Origin of the sequence: Streptomyces sp. NPDC004667, from assembly GCF_040609475.1 — a bacterium.
In the GTDB taxonomy this organism is placed as follows: Bacteria; Actinomycetota; Actinomycetes; order Streptomycetales; family Streptomycetaceae; genus Streptomyces.
In genome coordinates, this window is sequence record NZ_JBEXKC010000079.1 from 1 (window position 1) to 26740 (window position 26740).

General features: G+C 74.2%; 22 protein-coding genes, 1 tRNA gene and 1 pseudogene. 10 read left to right on the forward strand and 14 right to left on the reverse strand.

The features are described from left to right. From ABZW32_RS31550 to ettA, 3 genes and pseudogenes are all read right to left on the reverse strand, one after another. Positions 1 to 359 (reverse strand): annotated as a pseudogene (locus ABZW32_RS31550) (hypothetical protein); the annotation flags it as partial. Next, positions 356 to 811, reverse strand: coding sequence for a thioesterase family protein (locus ABZW32_RS31555; protein WP_266839080.1), 456 nt, complete (start codon positions 809 to 811; stop codon positions 356 to 358). The gene ABZW32_RS31555 and the pseudogene ABZW32_RS31550, both read right to left, overlap by 4 nt. A 9-nt stretch (positions 812 to 820) precedes the next feature. Beyond that, a complete protein-coding gene (gene ettA / locus ABZW32_RS31560; protein ID WP_356222507.1) occupies positions 821 to 2485 on the reverse strand; it encodes an energy-dependent translational throttle protein EttA in 1665 nt (554 codons plus the stop codon). Between the two features lie 182 nt (positions 2486 to 2667). Between ettA and ABZW32_RS31565 the strand changes: the two genes are divergently transcribed. After that, positions 2668 to 3423 (forward strand): hypothetical protein, encoded by a 756-nt coding sequence (locus ABZW32_RS31565; RefSeq protein ID WP_356222510.1) that lies wholly within the window; start codon positions 2668 to 2670, stop codon positions 3421 to 3423. On the opposite strand, the gene ABZW32_RS31570 is transcribed toward ABZW32_RS31565, so the two are convergent. The 5 genes from ABZW32_RS31570 to ABZW32_RS31590 all read right to left on the reverse strand — a co-directional run bounded on the left by ABZW32_RS31570 (position 3408) and on the right by ABZW32_RS31590 (position 10591). Further along, positions 3408 to 4892: a phosphatase PAP2 family protein gene (locus tag ABZW32_RS31570; protein ID WP_356222513.1), complete on the reverse strand. Its 1485-nt coding sequence runs from the start codon at positions 4890 to 4892 to the stop codon at positions 3408 to 3410. The genes ABZW32_RS31565 and ABZW32_RS31570 overlap by 16 nt on opposite strands. A gap of 33 nt (positions 4893 to 4925) precedes the next feature. Next, complete coding sequence (locus ABZW32_RS31575; protein WP_356222516.1) at positions 4926 to 6125, reverse strand: thioester domain-containing protein; 1200 nt, start codon at positions 6123 to 6125, stop codon at positions 4926 to 4928. Positions 6126 to 6502: 377 nt separating this feature from the next. After that, the gene (locus ABZW32_RS31580) at positions 6503 to 6910 is read right to left on the reverse strand and encodes a single-stranded DNA-binding protein (RefSeq protein WP_356222519.1); all 408 of its coding nucleotides are present in this window, start codon (positions 6908 to 6910) and stop codon (positions 6503 to 6505) included. Positions 6911 to 7005: 95 nt separating this feature from the next. Beyond that, positions 7006 to 8973, reverse strand: coding sequence for a GTPase (locus ABZW32_RS31585; RefSeq protein ID WP_356222522.1), 1968 nt, complete (start codon positions 8971 to 8973; stop codon positions 7006 to 7008). A gap of 4 nt (positions 8974 to 8977) precedes the next feature. Continuing rightward, positions 8978 to 10591, reverse strand: coding sequence for a dynamin family protein (locus ABZW32_RS31590; RefSeq protein WP_356222525.1), 1614 nt, complete (start codon positions 10589 to 10591; stop codon positions 8978 to 8980). Positions 10592 to 10923: 332 nt separating this feature from the next. On the opposite strand from ABZW32_RS31590, the gene ABZW32_RS31595 reads away from it, so the two are divergent. Next, positions 10924 to 10996: transfer RNA gene (locus ABZW32_RS31595), tRNA-Arg, on the forward strand. Positions 10997 to 11164: 168 nt separating this feature from the next. Here the strand turns inward: ABZW32_RS31595 and ABZW32_RS31600 are convergent. Further along, complete coding sequence (locus ABZW32_RS31600) at positions 11165 to 11638, reverse strand: phospholipase (RefSeq protein WP_356222528.1); 474 nt, start codon at positions 11636 to 11638, stop codon at positions 11165 to 11167. A gap of 267 nt (positions 11639 to 11905) precedes the next feature. Here ABZW32_RS31600 and ABZW32_RS31605 point away from each other — a divergent pair, with 267 nt between their 5' ends. Further along, positions 11906 to 12442, forward strand: coding sequence for a hypothetical protein (locus tag ABZW32_RS31605; RefSeq protein WP_356222530.1), 537 nt, complete (start codon positions 11906 to 11908; stop codon positions 12440 to 12442). Between the two features lie 73 nt (positions 12443 to 12515). Here ABZW32_RS31605 and ABZW32_RS31610 read toward each other — a convergent pair whose 3' ends face one another. Further along, complete coding sequence (locus ABZW32_RS31610) at positions 12516 to 13292, reverse strand: alpha/beta hydrolase (protein ID WP_356222533.1); 777 nt, start codon at positions 13290 to 13292, stop codon at positions 12516 to 12518. Between the two features lie 81 nt (positions 13293 to 13373). On the opposite strand from ABZW32_RS31610, the gene ABZW32_RS31615 reads away from it, so the two are divergent. From ABZW32_RS31615 to ABZW32_RS31635, 5 genes are all read left to right on the forward strand, one after another. Beyond that, positions 13374 to 14075, forward strand: a complete 702-nt coding sequence (locus tag ABZW32_RS31615) for a 4'-phosphopantetheinyl transferase superfamily protein (RefSeq protein ID WP_356222536.1) — start codon at positions 13374 to 13376, stop codon at positions 14073 to 14075. A gap of 98 nt (positions 14076 to 14173) precedes the next feature. Then, positions 14174 to 14584, forward strand: coding sequence for a GNAT family N-acetyltransferase (locus ABZW32_RS31620; RefSeq protein ID WP_356222539.1), 411 nt, complete (start codon positions 14174 to 14176; stop codon positions 14582 to 14584). 89 nt (positions 14585 to 14673) lie between these two features. Continuing rightward, positions 14674 to 15996, forward strand: a complete 1323-nt coding sequence (locus ABZW32_RS31625) for a S8 family peptidase (protein WP_356222542.1) — start codon at positions 14674 to 14676, stop codon at positions 15994 to 15996. A 219-nt stretch (positions 15997 to 16215) separates the two neighbouring features. Then, positions 16216 to 17508 (forward strand): hypothetical protein, encoded by a 1293-nt coding sequence (locus ABZW32_RS31630; protein WP_356222545.1) that lies wholly within the window; start codon positions 16216 to 16218, stop codon positions 17506 to 17508. 85 nt (positions 17509 to 17593) lie between these two features. Then, a complete protein-coding gene (locus ABZW32_RS31635) occupies positions 17594 to 18625 on the forward strand; it encodes a DUF916 domain-containing protein (protein ID WP_356222548.1) in 1032 nt (343 codons plus the stop codon). Between the two features lie 145 nt (positions 18626 to 18770). Here ABZW32_RS31635 and ABZW32_RS31640 read toward each other — a convergent pair whose 3' ends face one another. The 4 genes from ABZW32_RS31640 to iolC all read right to left on the reverse strand — a co-directional run bounded on the left by ABZW32_RS31640 (position 18771) and on the right by iolC (position 24533). After that, on the reverse strand, positions 18771 to 20270 hold the full coding sequence (locus ABZW32_RS31640) for a CoA-acylating methylmalonate-semialdehyde dehydrogenase (protein WP_356222551.1): 1500 nt from the start codon (positions 20268 to 20270) through the stop codon (positions 18771 to 18773). A 12-nt stretch (positions 20271 to 20282) separates the two neighbouring features. Continuing rightward, positions 20283 to 22157, reverse strand: coding sequence for a 3D-(3,5/4)-trihydroxycyclohexane-1,2-dione acylhydrolase (decyclizing) (iolD, locus tag ABZW32_RS31645; RefSeq protein ID WP_356222554.1), 1875 nt, complete (start codon positions 22155 to 22157; stop codon positions 20283 to 20285). After that, complete coding sequence (gene iolB, locus ABZW32_RS31650) at positions 22154 to 22900, reverse strand: 5-deoxy-glucuronate isomerase (protein ID WP_356222557.1); 747 nt, start codon at positions 22898 to 22900, stop codon at positions 22154 to 22156. Before iolB ends, iolD begins: the two co-directional genes overlap by 4 nt. A 670-nt stretch (positions 22901 to 23570) precedes the next feature. Next, positions 23571 to 24533, reverse strand: coding sequence for a 5-dehydro-2-deoxygluconokinase (gene iolC / locus ABZW32_RS31655; RefSeq protein WP_356222579.1), 963 nt, complete (start codon positions 24531 to 24533; stop codon positions 23571 to 23573). Between the two features lie 114 nt (positions 24534 to 24647). Here iolC and ABZW32_RS31660 point away from each other — a divergent pair, with 114 nt between their 5' ends. Together ABZW32_RS31660 and ABZW32_RS31665 are read left to right on the forward strand one after the other, a co-directional pair. Continuing rightward, positions 24648 to 25562, forward strand: coding sequence for a sugar phosphate isomerase/epimerase (locus ABZW32_RS31660; protein WP_356222560.1), 915 nt, complete (start codon positions 24648 to 24650; stop codon positions 25560 to 25562). A gap of 19 nt (positions 25563 to 25581) precedes the next feature. Then, on the forward strand, positions 25582 to 26607 hold the full coding sequence (locus ABZW32_RS31665) for a Gfo/Idh/MocA family oxidoreductase (RefSeq protein ID WP_356222563.1): 1026 nt from the start codon (positions 25582 to 25584) through the stop codon (positions 26605 to 26607). The last annotated feature ends 133 nt before the right edge of the window (positions 26608 to 26740 follow it).

Below are 26740 nucleotides of genomic sequence, written 5' to 3' on the forward strand. Positions count from 1 at the left end.
GGCGCGGTCAGTCCCGGCACGGGCTGCCAGCCGCCGCGCGGCGGGAGCACCCCGGCCCAGGGCGGGCCGGTGACGGGTCCGGGGACGACCAGCCCGGCGCCGGTCTCGTCGACCGCCTCCAGCAGCTCGCCGACGGACACGGTCACGTCCAGCGGGGTGGCGAGGGGCGCGGCGAGCCGCGCCGTGCGGACGGCCAGCACGTCGAAGGACGGCGGCCGCCCGAAGACGGCGAGCGCGCCGCCGCCGGCCCGCGCCTGGAGGCGCACGGCGGCGGCGCGGTCGTAGTGCACCAGCCGGCCCAGGAAGGCGGCGAGGTCCGCCGCCTCCCCGGAGTCGGCGAAGTGCAGCTGCTCGGTCATGCCGCGAGGCGCCCTTCGGCCGCCGCGGGCGCGTCGAGGTACTGCTCCAGGAAGTGCCGTTCCTCGGCCGTAATGCGGCGGGGCCGCCCCTCGGCGAGGTTGTACGGCACGACCACGGTCTCGGCCCGGACGTACACCGTCTCGGGGGCGTCGGCCGTCGCCTCGTCCTTCACCTCGTAGCGGATGGTCAGGGACGCGGCGCCTATCCGGGTCACCCAGGACTCGATGAGCACCGGCTCGTGCCGGTGCACGAGGGGCAGCTTGTAGTCGATCTCGTGACGGGCCACGACGGAGCCGCCCGTGAACGAGTCGCTGCCCTCCCCCGGCGCCAGGCGGAACATGAAGTCGATGCGCGCCTCCTCCAGGTAGCGGAGGAAGACCACGTTGTTGACGTGCCCGAAGGCATCCATGTCCGCCCAGCGGAGGGGGCACCGGTAGTGGTGTCTGGCCATGGTCTCGGCCTAACCCCGGGTGAGCTTCTTGTAGGTGGCGCGGTGCGGGCGCGTGGCGTCCGGGCCGAGCCGCTCGACCTTGTTCTTCTCGTAGGACTCGAAGTTGCCCTCGAACCAGAACCACTTCGAGTCGCCCTCGTACGCCAGGATGTGCGTGGCGACGCGGTCCAGGAACCAGCGGTCGTGGGAGACGACCACGGCCGCACCGGGGAACTCCAGCAGCGCGTTCTCCAGGGAGCCCAGGGTCTCGACGTCGAGGTCGTTGGTGGGCTCGTCGAGGAGCAGCAGGTTGCCGCCCTGCTTGAGGGTCAGCGCGAGGTTCAGGCGGTTGCGCTCACCGCCGGAGAGCACGCCGGCCGGCTTCTGCTGGTCCGGGCCCTTGAAGCCGAAGGCGCTGACGTAGGCGCGGGACGGCATCTCGACCTGGCCGACGTTGATGTAGTCCAGCTCGTCCGACACGACCGCCCAGAGGGACTTCTTGGGGTCGATGTTGGCGCGGCCCTGGTCCACGTACGAGATCTTGACGGTCTCGCCGACCTTGATCTCGCCGGAGTCCGGCGTCTCCAGGCCCTGGATCATCTTGAAGAGCGTGGTCTTGCCGGCGCCGTTCGGGCCGATGATGCCGACGATGCCGTTGCGCGGCAGCGTGAAGGACAGGTCGTCGATGAGGACCTTGTCACCGAACGCCTTGGAGAGGTTGTTGACCTCGACCACGATCGAGCCCAGACGCGGGCCCGGCGGGATCTGGATCTCCTCGAAGTCCAGCTTGCGCATCTTGTCGGCCTCGGCCGCCATCTCCTCGTAGCGAGCGAGACGGGCCTTGGACTTCGCCTGGCGGCCCTTGGCGTTGGAGCGGACCCACTCCAGCTCTTCCTTGAGGCGCTTGGCGCGCTTCTCGTCCTTCTTGCCCTCGACCTTGAGGCGCTCGGCCTTCTTCTCCAGGTAGGTGGAGTAGTTGCCCTCGTAGGGGTGCGCGCGGCCGCGGTCGAGTTCGAGGATCCACTCGGCGACGTTGTCGAGGAAGTAGCGGTCGTGGGTCACGGCCACGACGGCGCCCTTGTACTGGGCGAGGTGCTGCTCCAGCCAGTTCACGGACTCGGCGTCGAGGTGGTTGGTGGGCTCGTCGAGGAGCAGCAGGTCGGGGGCCTCCAGCAGCAGCTTGCAGAGGGCCACGCGGCGCTTCTCACCACCGGAGAGGTTGGTGACGGGCCAGTCGCCGGGCGGGCAGCCCAGGGCGTCCATGGCCTGCTCCAGCTGGGCGTCGAGGTCCCACGCGTTGGCGTGGTCCAGGTCGTCCTGGAGCTTGCCCATCTCTTCCATCAGCTCATCGGTGTAGTTCGTCGCCATTTCCTCGGCGATCGCGTTGAACCGGTTGAGCTTCTGCTTGATCGGGCCGACGCCGTCCTCGACGTTCTCCAGGACGGTCTTGCTCTCGTCGAGCTTGGGCTCCTGCATCAGGATGCCGACGGAGTAACCGGGCGACAGGAAGGCGTCACCGTTGGACGGCTGCTCGATGCCCGCCATGATCTTCAGGACGGTGGACTTGCCGGCGCCGTTCGGGCCGACGACGCCGATCTTCGCCCCCGGCAGGAAGTTCAGGAAGACGTCGTCGAGGATCACCTTGTCACCGTGCGCCTTGCGCGTCTTGCGCATGGTGTAGATGTACTCAGCCAAGAGAAACCGTCCGGCAGATCGATGGTGGGCAGATACACCCCATACTGCCGTACGTCCATCCCCCGGGGGAAACGCGTATGGTCAGCGGCCTACGAGCCCGGCCACCGTCCGTGACCGCGGTCCAACGGTCCGAAGGCGTGCGGTCGCCGCCCGGCGCCGGGGGGACGGGGAGACGGGGAAGCATGGACAACGCGTTACTGGCGCTCGCCAGCGCGATCGTGGCGGTGACGGGCACCCTGCTCGCGCCGGTCCTGTCGCAGCGGATCACGGCCCGGGTCCAGGCCGATCAGTTCGACCGCCAGGAACGGCTGGCGCGGGCCCAGTGGCAGCGGGAGCGGCGGGTGGCCGAGCGGGAGAGGCGGCGCGACTGCTACGTGCACGCCAACGCCGGGTACCGCCGCTACCGGGTCGAGCTGATGAACCACCTGTGGGCCGTGCACCGGGACGAGGTCACGGACGAGGGGCGCAGCGCCCTCCAGGAGGCCAGGCACGCCATGCACTCCGCCTTCGCGGAGGCCCAGATGATCGCCTCCGACGCGGTCATGGCGGAGCTGGACGCCCTGACCCGGGAGCTGGCGGGCGCGTACGCCCGGACTATGCGGCTGGAGCGGGGGAGCCCGTCGCCAAGGTGGGGGTTCGACGAGATACTCGCCGCGCTGCTGGACCTGGGCGACGCCTGGGTACGGGCGCGGTCCGTGATGCGCACCGACCTCGGGGTGGAACCGGGACCCGTGGCGCCGGACGCCGCGGTGGACGGGGACGGCCCCGACGGGGACGGCCCGGAGGGCGCCGGGGCCGAGGACGCCGGGCCCGAGGGCCATGGACCCGACGGCTACGGGCCCGACGGCGACCGACCCGACGGCGACGGCCCGCGCCGCCCGGACGGGCGGTCCGGGGAGGCGGGGGCGCCGTCCGGGGGCGGTCAGCGGGGGCGGTAGACGGTCAGGGCGTCGGGGAGCGCGGCCAGCACGAGGGATCCGGGCGCCTTGGCGTACTCGCCGTCGTAGGCGAGCGGGGTGCCCGGCGGGATGTCCTCGACGCGCAGACCGTGCCGACGGGTGGCCACGTGGAGCGGGGAACGGCTCAGCGGGCCGGTGAAGGCCGCGGCCAGCAGGCGGGGGCCCGGCCGGCCTCCGCCGTGCACGAGCCGGAGGTCGAGGAGGCCCTCGCCGACGCTGTCGCGGCGCCGGGGCGTGGGGCCGGTGCCGTGGTAGGTGCCGTTGCCCGCGAAGAGCAGCCAGACGCTGCGGGGGCGTCCGGCCAGGGTGAGCCGGACGGGCCGCTCGGCCCGCAGCACCCGCCAGGCGGCGAGCACGGCGGCCGGGCCGCCGCCGATCCGCGGGGCCCAGCGCAGCCGGTGGCGCAGCAGCTCCGGGTAGGCGCCGATGCTGAAGTTGTTCAGGAAGTACCGCGTCGCACCGTCGCCGGACCCGTCCGTCGGGGTGATCCGGCCCACCGAGACCCGGACGGCCCGGCCCTCGGCGATCGCCCGGCAGGTGTCCTCGGCGCCGCCGAGCCCGAGGTCGAGCGCGAAGTGGTTCAGGGTGCCGCCGGGGAACAGGGCGAGCGGCACCCCGGCGCGCAGGGCCGCCGTGGCCGCGGCGTTGACGGTGCCGTCACCCCCGCAGACCCCGAGCACCTCGGCCCGGGCGGCGGCCGCGGCCAGCTCGGCCTCCAGCTCCTCACCGGCGCATTCGACGACCTCCGCCTTGGGCAGCCGCTCGCGCAGCACGTCGATCCCCGCCGACCCGGCCGTGCCCGAGGCGGTGTTCACCACGACCGTGAGCCCCTCCCCGTCCGGCAGGGCGGGGACCCCGGGCGCCGTGCGCTCGTCACCCGGTACGACCCTCGCCCGCTCGGCCTCGTGCGCAAGACGGCGTACGGCGAGCGCCGCGGCCACTCCGAGCGCCGACCCGACCGCCACGTCGGAGGGGTAGTGCACCCCGGTGTAGACCCGCGAGAAGGCCACCGACGCGGCGACGGGCACCAGTACGGCCCCCCACCCCGGGGATTCGAGGGCCACGCCCGCGGCGAAGGCGAAGGCCGAGGCGGAGTGCCCGGACGGGAACGAGGTGGTCCGCGGCGGCACGGCCGGCTGCCGCGGCAGGGGAACCCCGTCCAGCACGGGCCGGGGCCTGCGCACCGACCACTTCCCGACGGTGTTGATCGTGGCGGAGGCCAGTGCCAGCGAGCCGATCCCGCGCAGCGCCGCCGTGCGGGCCCGGGGTGAGCCGAGGACGGTGATCGCCACGGCGGCCCCGCCCCACAGCACCCCGTGGTTGGCGGCGCGCCCGAGCCGCGGCAGCACCCGGTCGGCGCCCGGCCAGTGCCGCCGGGCCACCGCGTCGAACAGCCGGCGGTCCCACCGCGCGACCGTGCCCCGCCAGGTCAGTTCCTGATCAGCCATTGCCAGCGCCTACCCCGGGACGACGGTCCGGAATCAGGCGTCCGCTCCCTCGGACCCCGCTGCGTCCTCCTCTCCCTCCAACGGACGCTTGCGCAGCAGGAGGACCACCATTCCGCCCAGTACCACCAGTCCCACCGCGAGCGAGGCGATCACCGGCGTGGCGGCGGAGCTGCCGCTGGTGGCCAGCCGCTCGTCCGGGGAATCCGGCGAGGCGGTCGCGGGCACCTCGGTCCCCGGCACCTCCGAGGCTCCCGCCAGGGTGCCCACCGTCCCCGCCGGGCCCTGCGCCGGGGACTGTGCCTGCGGCCAGACGGCCGTGGCGGTGGCCTTCGCCGCGGCGTCGCTGGAGCCGGCCACGATCTGTGCCTCGGCCGGGACCCCGCTGGCGAAGACCCGCCCGACGGGCACCTTCGTGGAGCCCTGCACGACGACCGAGGCCGTCCCGTCCGGGGTGCCCGCGGGAACCTCGAACCAGAGCCGGCTCCCGTTGCCCGCGGAGTCCACCGGCCGTCCTTCGGCGTCCACCACGCGCACCCCCATGGCCGCGGCCGCCGCGTCCGGGGTGACGGTCACGCTCTGCGCCCCCGTCCGGACCGTGACCGGCCCGATCCGGCTGCCGGTCGGGCCCGTCACCGGGCCGGACACCCGGCCGGGGTCCAGGTCCAACGAGGCCGGGGGTTCCGGCAGCCGCCCCGCCTCCCGCTGGAGGTAGTCGGCCAGCCGCGCCGCCGCCGGGTCCGCCGCCTCGACCTGCGCGCCGTCGGCCAGCCGCCAGATGGCCACCTGGGTCCCGGCGGCGGCGCTCTCCGCGGTCAGCGTCCCGGCCCCGGCCTCCTTCGCGAGGCCCGCCAGGTCGTTGTGCTGCGGATAGGAGTGCTCCAGGACCCAGCGGATCCGTCCGGCCTCGGCGTTCCCCGCCAGGGAGCTGCCGGTCCAGCCGCTCTCCGTGTACCGGGCCTGCGGCTGCGCCGAGCCCGCGATCCCGACCCCGTAGGTCTGCAGCATGCCGCCGCCGTCGACCCGCATCTCGTAGAGGCCGGCCGGGATCTGCCGGACCGAACCGTCCCCGGCGCGCAGGACCGCCTGCCCGTACGTCTTCAGCCCGTCCAGCACGGCGCTCGCGCCCCCCGCCGCCCGGCCGGCGGCCGGGTCCGGGTCCGTCGCGGCGCGGGCCCCGGGCCCGCCGGCGAGGGCGGCGGCGGTGAGCAGGGCGACCGCCAGGGGCCGCCGCACCGACCCCCTCGCCGGGCTCCCGGCACCCGCGGCCGGATCCGCGGCGGGCCGGTGGGCAGCCAGCGCACCGTCCCCGGGGACAGCGGCGGGAGCGCCTGTCCCGGCAGGAAGCGGAATCGTGGCGCGGGCCGCGGCGACGGCCGGTGGCGGGGCGGACGCGGACGGTGATCCGCCCACGGGTGCGGAAGGTGTTCCGACCGCGGACGCGGAGGGTGATCTCCCCGCGGACGCGGAGGATGATCTCCCCGCGCGAGCGCGGGGGTCGGGGATCGCAGAGGACGCAGAGGACGCGGGAACAGCAATCGACACAGTCTTCCCCTTCGGGCCAAAGACCCAGGTGCCCGTGAGTACCGGGGAATCCTAGCCTCCTCGAACACTTAGACCACCGCCGCCTTCTGAGGCCCCATCAGTGGCGTGTCCGTCTTGACCACCCGCCGGAACGCGGCAGTTCCGCGGTTGAGGTCGTGCCCGATGGCCACCGCGTCGATGTCGGCCGAGAACCACCGCACCCCGTCGCCGTCGGGTGGATCCTCCCGGACCCGCAACCGCCCGTGGACGACGAGGGGTTCCCCCACCGAGACGGAACTGGCCAGGTTCAGGGCCAGCACCCGTCGCGCCCAGACGGTGTAGAAACTGGTCGCGGCATCCGTCCAGGTGTCCGTGCGCCGGTCGAAGTACCTCGGGGTCACCGCGAAGCGGAACCGCGCCGACGGTCCGGTCGGCGTCTCCTTGAAGTCGATCTGCGTCGCCACGTACCCCACCAGCGTCACCAGGGTGTCGTTCATCCCGGCCGCCCTCCCCGCGTCGTACCCGTCCGGACCGTCCGCACGGGATACGACCATGCTGGCGCGGGGTCGCCCTCCCCGCTCGGGCCTGTGGACTACTGACGGGTTGTGGACAACTTCGTCCCCCCTGCGGCGACGGTGGCGTACTGCTCGCGCACCTCGCGGTAGCGCAGCAGCTCCGCCGCCACCGGCTCCAGCACCCTGGCCCGTCCGCAGCCGGCCGCGGCCTGCCGCAGTTTGCGTTCGGCGTCCTGCCCGTAGCGGCGGGCCGGACCGCGGGCCGCGAGAGAGCACGCCCACTCCACGAGCGGCCCGCCGACGATCCCCGCCACCATGAACAGCACCGGCGGCAGCAGCCTCGGCTCCAGGACCCCGGCGATCTGTCCGACCAGCCAGAGCCCGCCGAAGATCTGCACCAGCGTCATGGCCGCCTGCCCCAGCACCGCCGCGGGCCACCAGGCGGGCCGCGGCGGCCTGGCGGCGGGCACCGCCACGGCCGCACCCAGGGTGACCGCCAGTTCGTCGAGCGCCTCCGGCAGCCGTTCGGCGCCCCTTACGGCGGTCTCCCGTACGGCCTGGGCCCAGGGGTCGGGCAGCCCGACGACCGCCTCGTCCGCGACGGTCCGCACCGCCTGCTCCACCCGCTGCCGCGCGGTCACCTCCTGCTCGACCGGGGTCTGCTCGGAGGCCGCCGGGGTACGGCCGATCGCGGCCAGGGCGGCCAGACCCGCGAGCGTGCGCGGGGCGCGCCGGCTCTCGTACCAGCGCCACAGCCGCAGCCAGGGCGTGCCGCAGGCCTTGCCGGCGTTGCGCCGCCAGGCCCGTTCGGCGGCGAGGCCGGCCGCATAGGCCCCGACGGCCTCCGCGAGCCGGTCCTCGAACTCGGCGCGGGCGGCCTCGCCGATCTCGGGTCCGGCGTGCCCGTCGGCGACGTACAGGGGCCGCAGGCGTCCGGCGGCCCGGTCCACATCGGCGGAGATGCGGCGGGTCGCGGCGCCCTTCTCCTGCGTGAACTGTCCGAGCAGTTCCCGCAGTTCCCCGACCCCCTCACCCGTCAGGGCGGACAGTCCGAGCACGGTGGCCCCCGGCTCGCCGTGTTCGCCGAGCGCGATGCCGTCGTCGTCGAGGAGCCGGCGCAGGTCGTCCAGGACGAGGTCGGCGGCCTCGCCGGGCAGCCGGTCCACCTGGTTCAGGACGACGAAGGTCACTTCCGCGTGGCCGGCCAGCGGTCGCAGGTACCGCTCGTGCAGGACGGCGTCCGCGTACTTCTCCGGGTCCACCACCCACACCACGGCGTCGACCAGCGCCAGCACCCGGTCCACGTGGTCGCGGTGCGCGCCGACCGCCGAGTCCAGGTCGGGCAGGTCCACGAGGACCATCCCGCGCAGCACCTCGGCCTCCGAGGTCTCCCGGGGCCTGCGCCGCAGCCGGCCCGGGATCTCCAGCCGGTCCAGCAGTCCCGCGGCCCCGTCGGACCAACTGCACGCGATCGGCGCGGCGGTGGTCGGCCGGCGCAGACCGGTCTCGGAGATCTGCACTCCGGCGAGTGAATTGAAGAGCGTGGACTTGCCGCTTCCGGTGGCTCCGGCGATGGCGACGACCGTGTGCTGCGGGGACAGGCCGCGTCGCGCCGCCGCCTCGTCCAGCACCCGGCCGGCCTCGGCGAGGGTCTTGCCGTCCAGCCGGGTACGGGACAGCCCGACGAGCTGGCGCAGGGCGTCCAGGCGCAGCCGCAGGGCCCGCGCCTCGGGGCTGAGCGGCAGGGCGGGGGCCTTGCCGCCGTCGCTGCCGGCGCCGGAGACGGCCCGGACGAGGGCCTCGTCGCCCTCGCGCCGTTCCTCGTCCGGCTCCTCGCCGAACACGTCGCCGTCGAGGTGGTCGGGGTCGACGCCGTCGACGCCGCGGCGTTCCTCGCGCGGGCCCGAAGCCCCCGGGGAACCGGACCTCGGTCCCCCTCCCCGCGCCCCCGCACCGCCCTTGCGGACGCTCCGGTGGCGCGAGCGCGCGATGAAACCGTCGTCCCAGCGGTCGTCGGTGCGGTCGCGGTCGGTCAGCGCGGTCACCGCGTCACCTCTCCTTCTGCAGTAGGGACAGCGCGGCGATCAGCTCGGCCTGCGGTTCCGGGGTCACTTCGAGCGCTTCCAGCGGGGCGAGCCTGCGGTCGCGTTCGGCGCGCAGCACCTGGTCGAGGTGTTCGGCGACCAGCTCCCCGCCCCGGTCCCGCAGCCGTACGGCGGCCTGTACGCCGATCCGCTCGGCGAGCTTCTCCCCCGCCGGCCGGGCCCGCTTGCCGCCCAGGAGGGCGGCGACGAGGAGGGCCGCGATGGCGTCGGGGTCGGGCGCCGGCTGCCGGTCGAGCCGGGCGACCTCCTCCTCGGCCAGCTCCTCCAGTACGCGCCGCCAGCGCCGTACGGCCACGCCGATGCGTTCCGCCGCCTCGCGGTCGGGCGCGGGCAGCGTCACCGCCCCGGCGGCCGGCTCGCGCCGCCAGGCGGCGGCGATGCGCTCGTCGGCGGCGGCCACGGCGCACTGGAGGAGCGCGGCCAGCGATTCGGCGAGGGAGTCGAGCAGTTCGTCGGCGCTGGTGTCGAGGGGGTAGCCGCGCCATCTGGTCAGCGCGTCGCCGGCGAGTACGGCGCCCCGGTCCAGGCGGTTGCGCACCCGCCTGCCCTCCTGCTTGTACGCGTCCTCGACGGCGGACGTCAGCCGTACGGCGGCGGCGTGCTGCGCGGCGACGGCGGAGGCGAGTTCCGGCATGCGGCGTCCGAGGGAGTCGAGGGCGCCCAGCGCGGTCCGCCCGACCGCGTACTGCCGGGCGGCCGGGTCCTGGACGTGGTGGCTGAGCCAGGCGAGCAGCGGCGCGACGGCGCTCGCCGGCAGCAGCCCGCCCCCGCCCGCCGACTCGGGCAGCTCGGGCACCGTGAACCGCGGTACGTCGCCCAGCCCGGCCCGGGTGAGCAGGGCCCCGTACTGGCGCGAGACCTCGGTGAGCACCTGGTGCGGAACCCGGTCCAGGACGGTGACCAGGGTGGCCCGGTACTGCTTGGCGGTGCGCAGCATGTGCCAGGGGACGGCGTCGGCGTACCGCGAGGCGGTGGTGACCATGACCCAGACGTCGGCGGCGCAGATCAGCTGTGCTGCGAGCGTCCGGTTCTCGACCACCAGGGAGTCGACGTCGGGGGCGTCGAGGACGGCGAGCCCTCGTGGGAGGGTCGAGACGGTCTCGATCCTCAGTTCGCCCGTCACGGTCCGCTGGTTGGATCCGCGTGGAGGGCGCTTCTTGGGCGCGGGGAGCAGTTCGTCCTCGCCTTCGGGCGCCCATACGCGCAGGAGGTCGGGCAGGATCCGCATCCCCGCGAACCAGTGATGATCATCCGGATGGCAGACGAGCACGGGGGTGCGCGTCGTCGGCCGGAGCACCCCGGCTTCACTCACCTGGCGTCCGACGAGGGAGTTGACGAGGGTGGACTTACCGGCCCCGGTGGACCCGCCGACGACGGCGAGCAGGGGCGCCTCGGGCGCCTTCAGCCGGGGTACGAGGTAGTCGTCGAGCTGCGCGAGCAGCTCGGCTCTGGTCTGGCGGGCGCGCGGGGCGCCGGGCAGGGGCAGCGGCAGACGCACGGACGCGACCCGGTCGCGCAGGGCGGACAGGGCATCGAGCAGCTGAGGCCGAACATCCAAGGTCACCACATGCGAAGAATGCCCAATTTAGGACCATTTTTGAAGCTTATACGCCCTCTGCGCGCCGACCGCGACCTCGACGGGACATCCTGGACACGGAGGACGAGTGGGACGCAGGCATAACGAGTGCACAACACCCAGGCCGACGCGGCGCAAAAGCGATGCGCGAATCGCACCTGCCTGCGATTATCGGGACCGCTTCACCGAACCTCCACATCGTGGCACGCGGGTGAAGCAACCGGGACAAGGCGACCGGAGCCCTATCCTTGACCCGGCACGGACCGCAGTCCCACCCCCACCAAGGGGCTCCAGGCCACCACGGTCACCTTCCGGCCCCCGTAGCTCAGTGGATAGAGCAGGCGCCTTCTAAGCGCTTGGCCGCAGGTTCGAGTCCTGCCGGGGGCACTCTCCACACCACGACGGAAGCCCTCCCACCGGGAGGGCTTCCGTGTTTTCCCGCGAGGGGGCCGTCCCGCCCGACGGGGGCGAGGGCGGGACGGGGATCGGGGGCGGGGACGGAACGGGGACGGGCCGGAGACGCGGCGAGGCGGGGACGGGCCGGAGACGGGGCCGTCAGGCGGCCGGGGCGTCCTGCGGGGAGACGCCGAACGCCTTGACCGCCTGGTAGTAGGTCCAGGCCGTGCTGTCGCAGGAACCCTTCTTGACGCCCGAGTACTGCGCGCACACCCGCTTCAGGTCCGCGTACAGGGCGTCGTCCAGCCGGGACTTGTTCGCCGGGAAGGAACCCGCCGCCTTGTAGTTGCGGTATCCGAAGTCGTGGCGGGCGCAGGCCGTCTGGAACGGGAAGCCGAACGGGTTGTCCGGGGAGGACGAGCAGTAGTCCGTGGACCAGTCGAAGCCGTACGAGGCCCAGTTGCCCTGGCTGCCGCGCGCCGCGACCCAGGCGTTGTAGCTGGACGCGCTGGTCTGCGTCCAACTGCCGAGGACCTGCGGCTTGTCCGCCGGGGCAGCCGACGCGGGGGTCGCGAGGGCGAGCAGACCCGCGGCCGCCGTGGTGGCGAGCAGGGGAGCGAGACGAAGACGCATGGCATTCCTCCGGGCGGCGGGGGGAGTGGGGGGAGAGCGCGGGCCGCTCCGGCAACTTCGCGGCGCGGCTTGCGTGTTCACTCTGGGAGCGCGGCATATCCGCGATCCCCAGCGCACCTATAACGAGGCCCCGGTGAAGGACCGTGGGCCTACGCCGGGCCGCCCGGACCGGCACTCAGGTATGACGGCGTATGCGACTTCAGGCAGAGTCGCGATTCGTACTGCGGAGGGACGCGCGAGCGGGCTTCGATGCGAACACTTATAGCTATGAACCGCCGTCCGCTCGTCATCGCCGCCGCCTTGGCGGGAGCCTTCGCCATCGCCGCGCTCGCCCTGCCGAACCTTCCGCCCAACCCGGTCACCAACACCCTCAACGACCGCTTCTTCAAGGAGAAGGGCAGGCACTTCGCCACCGCGGCCGACGCTCCCACGCGCGGTGACCTGGCGTTCGTCCTGCCGAGCTGGATACCGAAGGACGCCACCGATGTGCGCGTACGGGTGCGCACCACCGGCGAGGCCCGGCTGATCCGGTTCACCCTCGGCAAGACCCCTCTCGATGGTCCGCAGTGCGCCGTCAGCGCACCGAAGAAGGCGGGCGGGCCCCATCTGAACGCCCGTTGGTGGCCCGGCGACACGCGCTCCGAGGAACGGCCCGAGTGCCGGGACCGGTACCAGTACCAGGTCGCCGTGCGCGGCAAGAAGGTCTACGCCTGGACCGACGGCACGCCCTCGCCGGGGGCGCGAATACCGGACGGACAGCCCTCCGTGGCACCGGCCTCGGCCGTCCCGGCCGGGCGCCGCTGACCCCGCCACCGTCCCCACCGCTCCCCCGGGCCCGCCCGGCGGGGATGGGTCAGGGGGTGTGTCGGGGGTTGTGTCAGGGTGCGGTCGGGGCGAGGGCGGCGGCGGTGGCGCGGACGAAGGCCTCGGGGTTGTCCAGCATGATGTTGTGCCCGCAGTCCGGCACCGCGACGACGGCGACCCCGGCGGCCTCCAGGGCCTCGGCACCGGGCAGGGAGCCGTCGGCCTCCGGGTAGAGGAAGGTGCGCGGCGGCTTCAGGTCCAGCAGGAGCTCGCGCATGGTGGGCGTGGTGCCCGCGGCGAGGTGCACCGCGCTGCGGTACAGGGCGGTGCGGCCGGCCAGCCGCATGGTCGACCACCAGTGCGCGCCGACCCGGTCGCGTACCTCGGACCAGCCTCCCGCCAGGAACTCCTCCTCCGTGTAGGAGGCGATCCCACTGCTGCCCGGTGCACGGGGGACGGTCGGGACCGGGTCCAGGTTGGCGTCGACCAGCACGAGCCGGGAGACCAGCCGGGGGTGCCGGGCGGCGAGCACGATGGCCACCGCCCCGCCCATGCTGTGGCCGATCAACTCGGCTCCCTCGACCCCGGCCTCGGTGAGCGCCCGCGCGACGGCGTCGGCGTGCGCCTCCAGGGTGTACGCGAACGCCTCGGGCCGGTCGCTGTGCCCGTGCCCCAGCATGTCGACCAGCAGCGAGCGCCGCCCGGCCAGCAACGGGTGCGCGGCGACGGCCGCGAAGTAGGCCGGCGAGGTGGCACCGAGCCCGTGCAGCCAGACGCGGACCGGCCCCTCCCCGGCGAGTTCGACCCAGCGGATCCGGTCGCCTTCCGGTGTCACGACAGCACTGTGCACGGCGAGTTCCCCCTGGACTCGGAAAGATCAATACCGAAGGAGGGTAGCCGGGCCCGCCGCCTCCTCGTCTACCCTCATCGGGTGATCGAGTACGTGAACCAACTCGGCGAGGGCATACCCCGGACCGGCGCGCTCCCGGTGGGCGCGGCCGTGACGGTGTGGTCGCTGGACACCACGCGCGAGGTGGTCGGCGGCCACGACGTCGCCGGTGCCGTCGCGCTGCTGGACGCGTCCGAACAGGACCGGCTCTCGCGGCTGCTGCGCGCGGGCGACCGCCGCAGCTACCTCGCGTCGCACCTGGGGCTGCGCGTGCTGCTCGGCGGTCACCTCGGGCTCCCGCCCGAGAGGGTCGCCCTGGTGCGGGAGGACTGCCCGTGCTGCGGCGGGCCGCACGGGCGCCCCGCCGTGGCCGGGGGCGCGCTGCACTTCTCGCTCTCGCACAGCGACGACATGGCGTACTTCGCCTTCGCGGGGGTACCGGTCGGCGTGGACATCGAGGGTCTGCCCGGATCGGGAGCGGTGGACGACGTCCTGGGCACCCTGCATCCGGCGGAGACGGCCGAGCTCGCCGGCCTCCCGGTGGCGGACCGCCCGGCCGCCCTCGCGCGGGTGTGGTCCCGCAAGGAGGCCTACCTCAAGGCCACCGGCACGGGACTGGCACTCGGCCTGGCCGACCCGTACGTGGGCTCGGCGGCCACTCCGGCGCCGGTCCCGGGCTGGACCCTGCGCGACCTCCCCGCACCACCCGCCTTCGCGGCCGCCCTGGCCCTCCGCGCCACCTGATCCATCCGGACCACCGGACCCGGCGGACCCGGCGGACCCGGCGGCCGGACCCGGCGGCGCCAGGCACCACTTTGACGACAGGGCTTAGGGTCGGGGTCATGGACATCCGCCGCGCCCGCACCCGCGCCGACCTCGTGGCGGCGGAAGGGCTCTTCGACGGTCCCGCCCGTGAGGACTGGGCCCGGCGCTTCCTCGATGCGCCCGGCCACCTGATGCTCATCGCCTACGTCGAGGACGTGCCGGTCGGCATGGTCTCCGGCGTCGAGATGACCCACCCCGACAAGGGCACCGAGATGTGCCTCTACGAACTCTCCGTGGACGAGGCCCACCGGCGGCGCGGGATCGGCCGCGCCCTGACCTTGGCCCTCGCAGACGAGGCCGGGGCACGCGGCTGCTACGGCATGTGGGTGGGGGTCGACACCGACAACGTACCCGCCCTGGCCACCTACGACTCGGCGGGCGCCGAGGACGAGGGCGTCTTCACGATGCGCGGCTGGGCGCTCGGTTAGCCCGCCGCGCCCCCTCGCGGCGGCGTGTCGTGCGGCCAGTCGGCGCACCCTCCGCGCGCCGTCGCCGGGCCGGCCCGAGCATCGGCGGCATGACCGCCATGACCGCGCTCCTCCCGGCCGCCGCCCTCCTCGCGGCGGCCACCGTCCTTCCGCCGCACACCGCCGACGCCGCGCGTGCCACCGACGCCCCCACCGCCCCCTACGTCGTCGTCCTCAAGGACACCAGTTCCCGCGCCCCGGCCCGTGCGCTCGCCGGCGAGGCGGCGGAGGCCGGCGACCAGGTCTCGGCGGTCTACGACACCGCCCTCAACGGCTTCGCCGTACGCACCACCGCGGCCCGCGCCGCCGAGCTCGCCGCCGACCCGAGGGTGGCCTCCGTGGAGCCTGACGGGCTGTACCGGATCTCCGACGGCCCGACGCCGCCCCCGCCCTCCGCTCCCGCGGCGCCCGCCGCGGCCCCCGTACCCGCCGCCGTCGCCGTGCAGCGGTCCGCGCCCTGGCCGTTGGACCGGATCGACCAGCGCGAGCTGCCGCTCGACGGCTCGTACACGTACGCCTCCCAGGGCCGGGGCGTCACCGTCTACGTGGTCGACACCGGAATCAACACCCTCCACCAGGAGTTCGGCGGACGCGCCCGCGCCGGCTACAACGCGGTGTTCCTGGAGGGCGCGTCCGACTGCAACGGCCACGGCACCCACGTCGCGGCGACCGTCGGCGGGGCCACGTACGGGGTGGCGAAGGGGGTCTCCCTCGTCGGGGTGAAGGTGGCCGACTGCCGGGGTGACGGGCGGCTGTCGGCCATCCTGCGCGGCCTCGACTGGATGGTGAAGGACGCGGTCAGGAATGCGACGAAGGGCCCGTTCGTGGCCAACATGAGCATGGGCGGCTCCCGTAGCCACGCCATGGACGCGGCCGTCATCCGCGCCGTGGCGTCCGGGATCACCTTCACCGTGGCCGCCGGGAACGAGGGCGCGGACGCCTGCGCCGGCTCCCCCTCCGGCGTCCCGCAGGCCCTCACCGTCGGCGCGACCGACGCCACCGACCGCCGCCCCGCCTTCTCCAACCACGGCCCCTGCGTGGACATCTCCGCGCCCGGCGTGGCCGTCGTCTCCGCCTGGAAGGGCTCCGCGACCGCCCTCGCCCGCGCTTCCGGCACCTCCATGGCCGCCCCGCACGTGGCGGGCGTGGCCGCGCTGATCCTGTCGGACACCGGGGACGGCACGGCCGGGACCGTCGGGACCGTCGGCGCGCCGGGCACGTCCGGCGCCGCCGGCCTGCCCGGTGTGACCGGAATCCGCCCGTCCCCCGAACAGGTCCGCCAGGCCCTGTTGCGCGCCGCCGTTCCGGACCGGATCACGAACCTCCCGGCCGGGACCGCGAACCTGCTCCTGCACGTCCCGACGGACCGCTGACCCCTCCCGCCCCGGGCGTACCCGCCACCGACCAGTCGGTATCCGATGTCCCATCAGACCGGGTCTGATGGGACATCAATGTCTGTGTGCTTCGGGCGAAAGCAAGCCATTGACTTCTCATGACCGCGACGCGTCAATGACGGCCATCCGCACCGGCTCAACCTCCTCCCCACAGCGGGTGGGGGGAGGGGTTTCGTCTGACGAAGGAGTCGCGACCCAGTGAGTACAACGTTCCGACGAAGAGTTCTGGCCGGGGCGGGCGCCCTTTCCCTGGCCCTGACGGGCGGTGTGGTGGCCCTCACGGGCACGGCGCAGGCCGCGACCAAGACCACTTCGGTCCCCGTGAAGTGCGTGGCCCCGGCGCCCCAGCCGGGCGCCAACGGCAACCAGGACTACACGATCACGCTGCCGGACACCGCGAAGGCCGGCCAGAGCGTCCCGATCACCATCGACCCCGGCGAGACGCCGGTCGTCCCGATGTTCACCATCGACACGGTCAACACGATCAAGGCGAAGCTGCTCGTCGGCGGGGTCGCCCAGACGGTCACCAGCGCGGCCGTCCCCAGCCACCAGGAAGCCGGCAAGAAGGCCGACCCTCCCGCCTTCAGCGGGAACATCACCATCCCGGACGGCGCCGAGGGCACCACGGTCCAGATCACCATCGACCAGGTGATCACGGACGCCGACCTCGGCGGCACGGTCTACACGACGACCTGTACGCCGGATCCGCGTCCCAGCGCCTCCGTCGGCTCGGTGGCCGTCGAGGCCCTGCCCAAGGACCCGGTCACCACGAGGCTGACGCCCAACAGCGGCAAGGCGGGCACCGCCGTCACCGCCACCGGCGCCAACTTCCCGGCCGGCCCGGTCACCTGTTCCGCCCTCCTCGCGGGCGCCGCGACCGGTGACACCGGTACCGGCACGGCGGACGCGACCGGCGCCGCCACCTGCGCCATCACGGTCACCAAGAAGGCCGACGCCATCAAGATCGACGGTTCGGTGCCCCCGGCCAAGCCCTTCGTGTTCGTCGAGGAGCAGGCGGGCGTGCAGAACCCGGTGGACGTCGAGGTGCTGCCCGGACCGCTGGCCCTCGGCCCGAAGGCCGGCCAGCCGGCCGTCAGCTTCGGCTCGGTGACCATCAACGGCAAGGCCCAGTCGGTGTTCGGCGCGTTCAACGCCGCCACCGTCCAGGACTTCCGCGGCGGCAGCCTCGGCTGGGACGTGACGGCGACCCGTACGCCGTTCCTGAACCAGACGACCGGCCACTCGATGGCGAAGGCGCAGATCGGCATCCAGCCGTCCTGCACCGTGACCAACCCGGACAGCCCGAGCACCTGCTCCGCCGGTGCGCCGGGCGCGATCACCGACACCCCGATGAAGGTCGCCTCCCAGGCGGCCGGCGGTGACGAGCTGACCGGCGGCGAGTTCGCCGTGGGCGGCGCGGCGATGCTCCAGCTGCCGCCGTTCATGTTCGCCGACACCTACCAGTCGGTCGTGACCTTCTCGATCGCCTGACGGGGCCCGGCCCCGGGGTGGTGCGGCGCCACGGCGTCGCACCACCCCTCTTCCCGTTCCGCGCCGTGACTGGAGAGACCCGCCCATGCGCCTGCGCACCCTCCCGCACGTCCTCCTCGCCGGACTGTGCGGGCTGCTGCTGCTCCCCGCCCTGTCCGCCGCCCCCGCCACGGCGGCGGACAACGGCACCTGGGGGGTGTTCCCCACGCCCGCCGCGGGCGCCGCGATGACCGACCGCGCGTACTTCTTCCACCAGGGCGCCGCCGGGGCCACCGTCAGCGACAGCGCCACGATCCTGAACTCCTCCGACAAGGAGCTGACCCTCCAGGTCTTCGCCACGGACGCCGTGAACACCCCGTCGGGGGGCGCCTTCGCACTGCTGCCCGCCGAGACGAAGCCCAAGGACCTCGGCACCTGGATCGCGCTCGCCCCGCAGGCGTCGGCCACCGTGACCGTGCCGCCGAAGGGCCGCGCCGACATCCCCTTCACCGTCAAGGTCCCCCGGGACGCCACGCCGGGCGATCACGTCGGCGGGATCGTCGCGCTCAACACCGCCGTCGAGGGGGTGCAGAAGGACGGCAAGGTGCAGGTGGGGGTGAAGCGTTCGGTGGGGGCCCGGTTGTACTTCCGGGTGCCGGGACCGCTGACCCCGGGGCTGAGCGTGGAGGACGTACGGGTCACCCGGGGGGCACCGCTGCTGCCGTGGGTGAAGGACGCCCGCGCCACGGTCTCGTACGCGCTGGTCAACCGGGGCAACGTGGTGGTGGAGCCGAAGGTGGCGGTGTCCGCGCGGGGTCTGTTCGGGCGCCGGGTGCTGGACCGGCCGGCCCGGGAGCCGAAGCTGGTGCTGCTGCCGGGGCAGCGGGTCGAGCTGACCGAACCGTGGCCCGACTCGCCCCAGTTGGACTGGGTGAGCGTCAAGGTCGCGGCGGGCGCGGCCGCCTACCCCGAGCTCTCCTCCGAGTCCGCCACGGACTTCCTCGCGGTCCCCTGGGCGGCGGCGGGAGCGGTCCTGGTGCTGGCGGGGGCGGGGACGGCCGTGCTGGTACTGCGCCGGCGGCGACGCTCGGATCCCCCACGGCCGCGACCCGCGCGGGACTTGGCGCGGACGCACTGACCGGCGAACGGCAGGACCCCCCGGCCGGTGAGGGTTGGCCAGGGGGTCCTGCTGTTCGGGGACGCGCCGGCCGACGACGGTGGCGGCCGGGGAGCCGGCGGCCTCCGGGGACCGGAGGCCGCCGGGCGTCACCGGCGGTCGGGCGTCAGTGGTTGCGGGGGAAGCCCAGGTCCACGCCGGCCGGGGCGTCGGCCGGGTCCGGCCAGCGGGTGGTGACGACCTTGCCGCGGGTGTAGAAGTGGATGCCGTCGTTGCCGTAGATGTGGTGGTCGCCGAAGAGCGAGTCCTTCCAGCCACCGAAGGAGTGGTAGCCCACCGGCACCGGGATCGGCACGTTCACGCCGACCATGCCCGCCTGGATCTCCAGCTGGAAGCGGCGGGCGGCGCCGCCGTCGCGGGTGAAGATCGCGGTGCCGTTGCCGAACGGCGAGGCGTTGATGAGGGCCACGCCCTCCTCGTAGGTCTCGGTGCGCAGCACGCACAGCACCGGGCCGAAGATCTCGTCGCGGTAGGCGTCGGAGTCGGTCTTGACGTTGTCCAGGAGGGACAGGCCGATCCAGTGGCCGTTCTCGTTGCCCTCGACCGTGTAGCCGGTGCCGTCGAGGACGACGTCGGCGCCCTGGGCGGCGGCGCCCTTGACGTAGGAGGCGACCTTGTCGCGGTGGGCGGCGGTGATCAGCGGGCCCATCTCGGACGTGGGGTCGTTGCCGGGGCCGATCTTGATCTTCTCGGCGCGCTCGCGGATCTTCTCGACGAGCTCGTCCGCGATGGAGCCGACGGCGACGACCGCGGAGATCGCCATGCAGCGCTCGCCCGCCGAACCGTAGGCCGCGGAGACGGCCGCGTCGGCGGCGGCGTCCAGGTCCGCGTCCGGGAGCACCAGCATGTGGTTCTTGGCGCCGCCCAGAGCCTGGACGCGCTTGCCGTTGGCCGAGGCGGTGGTGTGGATGTGACGGGCGATCGGGGTCGAGCCGACGAAGGACACGGCGGAGATGCCCGGGTGCGCGAGGAGCGCGTCGACGGCCACCTTGTCGCCGTGGACGACGTTCAGGACGCCCGCCGGGAGACCGGCCTCGGTCATCAGCTCGGCCAGCTTGTTGGCGGCCGAGGGGTCCTTCTCGCTGGGCTTGAGGATGAAGGTGTTTCCGCAGGCCACGGCCAGCGGGAACATCCACATCGGGACCATCGCCGGGAAGTTGAACGGCGTGATGCCCGCGACGACGCCCAGCGGCTGGCGGATCGAGGAGACGTCCACCCGGCTGGAGACGGAGGTGGACAGCTCGCCCTTGAGCTGGGTGGTGATCCCGCAGGCCAGCTCGACGATCTCCAGGCCGCGGGCGACCTCTCCCAGCGCGTCCGAGTGCACCTTGCCGTGCTCGGCGGTGATCAGTTCCGCGATGGCGTCGCGGTTGGCGTCCAGCAGGGCGCGGTAGGCGAACAGCACCTTGGTGCGGGCGGCCAGCGAGGACTGGCCCCAGGACAGGAACGCCTCCTGGGCGACCCGTACCGCGGCGTCGACCTCCTCGACGGAGGCGAGGGCGACCTGCGTGGTGACCTCGCCGGTGGCCGGGTCGGTGACCGGGCCGTAGTTGCCCGACGCGCCCTCGACGGTCTTGCCACCGATCCAGTGGTTGACGGTCTTCATGCTTGTGCTCCTTCACAGATGGCGACGTCGCTGCGCGGCTTGCCGGTCGTACTCGTCACGGGCCAGGGCCGCCGACGCACGGGTCGCGGTCTCGGCCACAGGAACATCCCACCACGCCTGTGCCGGGGGTGGGCCCGACACAGTGTCGGGTGTTCGGGTCTGCGCGTAGACACATGTGGGACGGTCCGCCGCGCGCGCTTCGGAGAGGGCTTTTCGCAGGTCACCGATGGTGCGGGTACGGATGGTGGCCATCCCCAGGGAGGCCGCGTTCGCGGCGAGGTCCACCGGGAGGGGGGCGCCGTCGTACGCGCCGCCCGGCCCCCGGAAGCGGTACGCCGTGCCGAAGCCCTCGCCGCCCACGGCCCCCGACAGGCCGCCGATGGAGGCGAAGCCGTGGTTGTCGAGGATCACCACCTTGACCGGGACGCCCTCCTGCACGGCGGTGACGAGCTCGGTGGGGTTCATCAGGTACGTCCCGTCGCCGACCAGGGCCCACACCGGGCGGCCCGGCGCGGCGAGGGCGGTGCCGAGGGCGGCGGGGATCTCGTAGCCCATGCAGGAGTAGCCGTACTCGACGTGGTACTGGTCGGCGGAGCGGGCCCGCCAGAGCCTGTGCAGGTCCCCGGGGAGCGAGCCGGCGGCGTTGACCAGGATGTCGGTGGCGTCCACGAGCCCGTCGAGGAGGCCGAGGACCTGGGCCTGGGTGGGCGGCAGGTCCTCCGCGTCGGCGGGTACGGCGTACGCGGCGTCCACGCGGGCCTCCCACCCGGCCTTGGCCGCGGTGTACGCGGCCTCGTACGCGGGCTCGACCCGGTACCCGGCGACCGCGTCGAGCAGCTCCGCCAGCCCCTCGCGGGCGTCCGCCACCAGGGGCAGGGCGGCGAGCTTGTGGGCGTCGTACGGGTCGAGGTTGAGGCCGAGGAAGCGGACGGCCGGGTTCTGGAAGAGGGTCGAGGAGGCGGTCGTGAAGTCGGTGAGCCGGGTCCCGGCGGCGATGACCAGGTCGGCCTCCCGGGCCAGCGCGTCGGCGGTGGCCGTCCCCGTGTGGCCGACGCCGCCCACTTCGGCGGGGTGGTCGTACGGGAGGACCCCCTTGCCCGCCTGCGTGGTGGCGACCGGGATCCCGGTGGCCTCCGCGAGGGCGGCGAGCGCGGCCCCGGCGGCGGCGTGCCGGATGCCGCCGCCGGCGACGATCAGGGGGCGCGCGGAGCCCCGTACCGCCTCGGCGGCGGCGGCCAGCTCGCGGCGGTCGGGGCGCGGGCGGCGCACGGTCCACACCCGCTCGGCGAAGAACTCCTCGGGCCAGTCGTGGGCCTCGGCCTGTACGTCCTGCGGCAGCGCGAGGGTGACGGCCCCGGTCTGCACGGGGTCGGTGAGCACCCGCATCGCCTGGAGGGCGGCCGGGACCAGGGCCTCGGGCCGGGTGATCCGGTCGAAGTACCGCGAGACGGGGCGCAGGGTGTCGTTGACGGAGACGTCTCCGGCACAGGGGACTTCGAGCTGCTGGAGCACCGGATCGGCGGGCCGGGTCGCGAAGGTGTCGCCGGGCAGCAGGAGCACCGGGATCCGGTTGATCGTGGCGAGGGCGGCTCCGGTGACGAGGTTGGTCGCGCCGGGCCCGATGGAGGTGGTCACGGCGTGCGCGGAGAGCCGGCCGCTCTGGCGGGCGTAGCCGACGGCGGCGTGCACCATGGCCTGCTCGTTGCGCCCCTGGAGGAAGGGCATGGCCTCGGGGCCGCTCTCCAGCAGGGCCTGTCCGATCCCGGCCACGTTGCCGTGCCCGAAGATCCCCCAGGTGGCGGCGATCAGCCGGTGGCGCCGGCCGTCGCGCTCGGTGTACTGGCCGGCCAGGAAGCGGACCAGGGCCTGGGCGGTGGTGAGCCTCATGCGGGGTCCTCCGCGCGGGGGAAGGGCAGCCGGGGGTCGACGGCCAGGGCGGGCCAGGTGCCGCGGATCCAGCCGTGGTCGGGGTGGTCCCGGATCAGCCACTCCCGCGTCGCGTCCGGCCCGGCCATCACGTTCAGGTAGTACATGTCGTGGCCGGGCGCGGCGATGGAGGGGCCGTGCCAGCCGTCCGGGACGAGGACGGTGTCGCCCGTCCGCACCTCGGCGAGGACGTCGGTCCTCCCGGCCGGGGAGGGGCTCACGCGCTGGTAGCCGACGCCGGGGACGCCGTCGTGCGGGGCGATCTCGAAGTAGTAGATCTCCTCCAGGCGGGACTCCTCGCCGGGGTGGTGCTCGTCGTGCTTGTGGGGCGGGTACGAGGACCAGTTCCCGCCGGGGGTGAGCACCTCGACGGCGATGAGCCGGTCGCAGGGGAACACGTCGGCGGCGGCGAAGTTGTGGACCTGCCGGGAACAGGTGCCGGCGCCGCGCAGCTCCACGGGGACGGCCCCGGCGGGCCCGTACCGGGCCGGCAGCCGGCGCTCGCAGCGGGCCCCCACGAGCGCGAACCGGCCGCCCCGCGCCGAGGTGACGTCCGCGCGGCCGTCGCGGGGCAGGTACGCGAAGTCGCTCGGCCCGCCGAACACCCCGCTCCTGCCCCCCAGCCGGAAGACCTGCGGTCCGCTCCCCCCACCCGGCCCCGGATCCGAGCCTGCCCTCCGGTCCGGAACCGCCCCAGGCCCCAACCCGGAACTCCCATCCGGAAACACCTCCGGATCAGGCTCAGGATCCGGGCACACCCCAGACCCCAACCCGGAACTCCCATCCGGAAACACCTCCGCATCGGGCTCAGGATCCGGGCACACCCGGGGGGCAAGCCCAGGGAACCCTTCCGGGGCCAGGCCGGGGTGTCGTGCCGCGGCTGCGCCCGGACCCCCGTCCGGACCCAGCCCAGGAGCCCCTGCCGCAAACGGTTCGGAACCCCCGGCCGGGAACGGCCCAAAACGCCCGTCCGGGCCCAGCCCGGGACCCCCGGCCGGGAACGGCCCGGAACCCCCAGCCGGGCCCAGCCCGGGGCCCGGCCCGGAATCCGGCTCGGGGCGGTGGTCCGGCCCAGGGCCGTGGCCCGGCCCAGGGCCGTGGCCCGGCCCGGGGCGGTGGCCCGGCCCAGGGCCATCGTCCGGCCCGGGGCGGTGGCCCGGCCCGGAATCCGGCTCCGGCTCGGAATCCGGCTCCGGGCCGGAGTCCGGCCCGGGGTCCGGGTGCCGGGCCGGGGCCGGGGGGGCCTCCGTGCAGCGGACCTCGCAGGTGCCCGCGAGCGGGAGGACGATCCACTCCGCGTCGCCGCAGGCGAACCCGTACGTCTCCCCCGGCGCCAGCTCCAGCACCCGCAGCCGGGTGAACTCCATGGCCGACTCAGACACCACCGGCACGGCCCAGCACCTCCTCCACCTCGTCCGGGAACGGCATCGCCGTCGAGCACGCCAGCCGGGAGGCCACGATCGCGCCGGCCGCGTTCGCGTGGCGCAGCACCCGTTCCAGGTCCCAGCCGGCCAGCAGTCCGTGGCACAGGGCGCCCCCGAACGCGTCCCCGGCACCCAGCCCGTTGACCACCGTCACCGGCACCGGCGGCACCTCCACCACCGTCCCGTCCCGGTGCACGGCCAGTACGCCCCGCGGCCCGCGTTTGACCACGGCCAGTTCCACCCCGGCGTCGAGCAGCGCCCGCGCGGCCCCGTACGGCTCGTCCCGGCCGGTGGCCACCGCGCACTCCTCGGTGTTGCCGACGGCGACGGTCGCCAGGGCGAGGGCCCGCTCGTACCAGGGCCCCGGCGGTTCCTCCCAGAGCATGGGCCGCCAGTCCAGGTCGAAGACGGTGGTCCCGGACTTCGAGCGGGCCTCCAGCGCGCCGAGGGTGGCGCTGCGGCTGGGCTCAGCGCTGAGTCCGGTGCCCGTCATCCAGAAGACCCGGGCCGCCCGCACCGCCTCCCGGTCCACCTCGTCCGCCCCGATCTCCAGGTCGGGGGCCTTGGGGAGCCGGTAGAAGTAGAGCGGGAAGTGGTCCGGCGGGAAGACCTCGCAGAAGGTGACGGGCGTCGGGTACCGCTCGACCTCGCCCACCCACCGGTCGTCGACGCCGAAGCCGCGCAGCTCGGCGCGCAGGTACGCCCCGAAGGGGTCGGCCCCGGTCCGGGTGATCACGGCCGTGCGGCGGCCCAGCCGGGCCGCGGCGACGGCGACGTTCGTGGGCGAGCCGCCGAGGAACCTGCCGAAGGTGTCGGCCTCGCCGAGCGGTACACCGGTCTTGAGCGGGTAGAGATCCACCCCGATCCGTCCCATGGTGATCAGGTCGTACGCGGACCCGTCCGCGCTGTTCACCGCCGACACTCCCGCGACTCCTGCCACTTGCGCCGCTCCTCCCGCTCCCCGTACCCGTGCCCGTTCCATTCGCCTTCCCCGTTGCCTTGAGCCTCGCACCCTAAGGTGGCCGTCATGACCTCCTCCCCACCCGCGTTGACCCGTATCCGTGTCGGTTCGGCTCCGGACTCCTGGGGTGTCTGGTTTCCGGAGGATCCCCTCCAGACCCCCTGGGAGCGCTTCCTCGACGAGGTGGCCGACGCCGGGTACGAGTGGATCGAGCTCGGTCCCTACGGCTACCTGCCCACCGACGCGGCCCGCCTCGCCGACGAGACGGCGAAGCGGGGCCTGCGGGTGTCCGCCGGCACCGTCTTCACCGGACTCCATCACGGGCCCGCCGTCTGGGAGGAGACCTGGGAGCACGTGTCGCGGATCGCGGCGCTCACCCGGGACACGGGCGCGCAGCACCTGGTCGTCATCCCCTCCTTCTGGCGCGACGACAAGACCGGCGCGGTACTGGAGGACCGGGTCCTGACCCCGGACCAATGGCGCGAACTGACCTCCCAGACCGAGCGGCTGGGCCGGGAGGTCCGGGACCGCTACGGGCTGCGGATCGTGGTCCACCCGCACGCCGACACCCACATCGACACGCCGTCGAACGTGGCCCGGTTCCTGGACGCCACCGATCCGGCCCTGGTCTCGCTGTGCCTGGACACCGGGCACTACGCGTACTGCGGCGGGGACAGCGTCGAGGCGATCGAGACCTTCGGCGAGCGGATCGGCTACCTCCACCTCAAGCAGGTGGACCCGCGGGTCCTCGCCGAAGTACGGGCCGAGGAGCTGCCCTTCGGGCCGGCCGTGGCCCGCGGGGTGATGTGCGAGCCTCCGTCGGGAGTGCCCGCGCTGGAACCCGTACTGGCGGCCGCCCAGCGGCTCGGGGTGGAGCTCTTCGCCATCGTGGAGCAGGACATGTACCCGTGCCCGCCCGACCGGCCGCTGCCCATCGCCCGGCGCACCCGGGCCCATCTGCGCTCCTGCGGCGCCCGTTGACACCCTGGAGGACAGACACATGAGCGGCACGCTCGGCATCGCGGTCATCGGCACCGGGAGGATGGGCTCCGATCACGTCCGGCGGATCGGCACCACGGTGGGCGGAGCCCGGGTGGTGGCCGTCGCCGATCCGGACGGGGAGCGGGTCAAGGAGGTCGCGGCGGGGCTGGAGGGCGCGGGCGCGTACACGGACCCGGGCGCCGCGATCGCGGCGCCCGGGGTGGACGCCGTGCTGATCGCCTCCCCCGGTCCCGCCCACGAGGAGGCGGTCCTGCACGCCCTGGAGCGACGGCTTCCGGTGCTCTGCGAGAAGCCCCTGACCCCGGATCCGGAGGGGGCCCTGCGGATCATGGAGGCGGAGCGGCGGCTGGGGCGGCGGCTGGTGCAGGTGGGGTTCATGCGGCGCTTCGACGCCGAGTACGAGCGGCTCAAGGAGCTGCTGGACGCGGGCGGGATCGGCCGGCCGCTCTTCCTGCACTGCCGCCACCGCAACGCCTCCTCGCCCTCCTTCTTCACCGGCGACATGCTGATCAGCGACTCGGTGGTGCACGAGGTGGACGCGGCCCGCTGGCTGCTGGGCCAGGAGATCACCGCCGTGACCGTGCTCGCGCCCACCCCCACCTCGGCCGCTCCGGAGGCGCTGGGCGATCCGCGTTTCGTCCTGCTGGAGACCTCGGGCGGCGCGATCGTGGACGTGGAGATCTTCGTCAACTGCGGTTTCGGCTACCAGGTGCGCTGCGAGGCGGTCGGTGAATCCGGCACCGCCCGCATCGGCGACGGCCACGCGATGGTGGTCGAATCGGGCGGCCGGTGGGGCGGGGAGGTGGTCCAGGACTACACGACCCGGTTCGCCGACGCCTACGACCGCCAGGTGCGGCGCTGGGTGGCCGCGGCGGCGCGGGGCCGGGTGGCGGGACCCGACGCGTGGGACGGGTACGCGGCGGCGGCCGTCTCCCGGGCGGGGCTGGCGGCCGCGCGCAGCGGCGTACGGACCGAGGTGCGGATGGCGGAACGGCCGGAGCTGTACGCGGCCGGGCGGGACTGAGCGGACCCGGAGCGGACCCGGAGCGCCCCGGACGCCCCAGACGCCCCGGAGCACCCCGGACACCCCTCACGCCCCGCACGCCCTGCGCATCCCGCGCGCCCCGCACCCCCAGGTGACTCCTGTGTCGTATTCC